Annotated in this window: 1 protein-coding gene; it reads right to left on the bottom strand. The window is 35.5% G+C overall.

From position 1 onward, the window contains the following. On the bottom strand, positions 1-727 hold a 727-nt coding region (locus tag C6368_RS17010), incomplete at its 3' end, for a hypothetical protein (RefSeq protein ID WP_159038672.1). Positions 728-963: the final 236 nt, after the last annotated feature.

The raw sequence follows: 963 nt of genomic DNA, 5'->3' as shown, positions 1-963 counted from the left end.
TTGCTGATGAAGAAGACATCCATTGGTAAGTTAAATCTGTAGCCGAAGTATTCCCCGCCAACGAAAGAGAAAAGTTCTCATTTGCACAAACACTTGTAGACGCTACAGCATTTCCTGCTGTTGGAGCACCAGTACAAGCAGCAGCAAAGTTATAATTTACACCTCCTGCGAAATATCTAGGATGATTAGTTGTTGCGGAATTTCTAACCCAACCATAACCTACATTATTACCAATTTCAATAGTAACAATCCCATCTGTAACGGTTGAAACCGATCCTGATGAACCATATCTTACTCCAGTGTTAGTGAAATTTGGATCTCCGATGTAAAAGCCCCAATTACTTGCAGCTGGAATAGAAAGTCCACCTGGAATAGTGATTGCCGCTAAATCGACACCAGCATCTACAGCTTGACTTGAAATAATATTAACCCATGGTGCACCTGTAAAAGTTGCTGGCTGTCCATTAATTGCAGTTGGGTTATACCAAACTTCTAAATTAACAGTTGACCCTACAGTTCCACTAGTATTTACATAAATAGTATCCACAATAATAGCCTGTGTTGTTTGTAGATTGTAGGTAATCCCTCCCCAAGTTGTAGTTCCATTTATAGGTGGAGTTGTTACGACAACACCCTGCCCTAATACATTATTAAACATTGTCAAATTTATGCTAAAGAATGCAATGAGCATTAGCATATACTTGACCATAAATCGATCTTTTTTCATAAGTACTTGTTTAAATTAGATAAATTTTTTTCCCTGTAAATATAGGTAGAAAACAGAAAATTACAAAAACACAATAATTTAGTCTTTGTATTGAATAAATAATGACTAAAATGAGGATAATAACCATTAAATTAAGTAAACGCAAAATGCCCCTTCGAAAAGAGGCATTTGGAGTAATTTAAAAACAATTGAATATTTCTTCATCCACTACTGCTTCACAACTTTGAAAGTCTTCT

Origin of the sequence: Brumimicrobium mesophilum (genome assembly GCF_003025005.1) — a bacterium.
Taxonomy (GTDB): Bacteria; Bacteroidota; Bacteroidia; order Flavobacteriales_D; family Crocinitomicaceae; genus Brumimicrobium; species Brumimicrobium mesophilum.
This window is presented reverse-complemented; position numbering and strand designations above follow the sequence as displayed.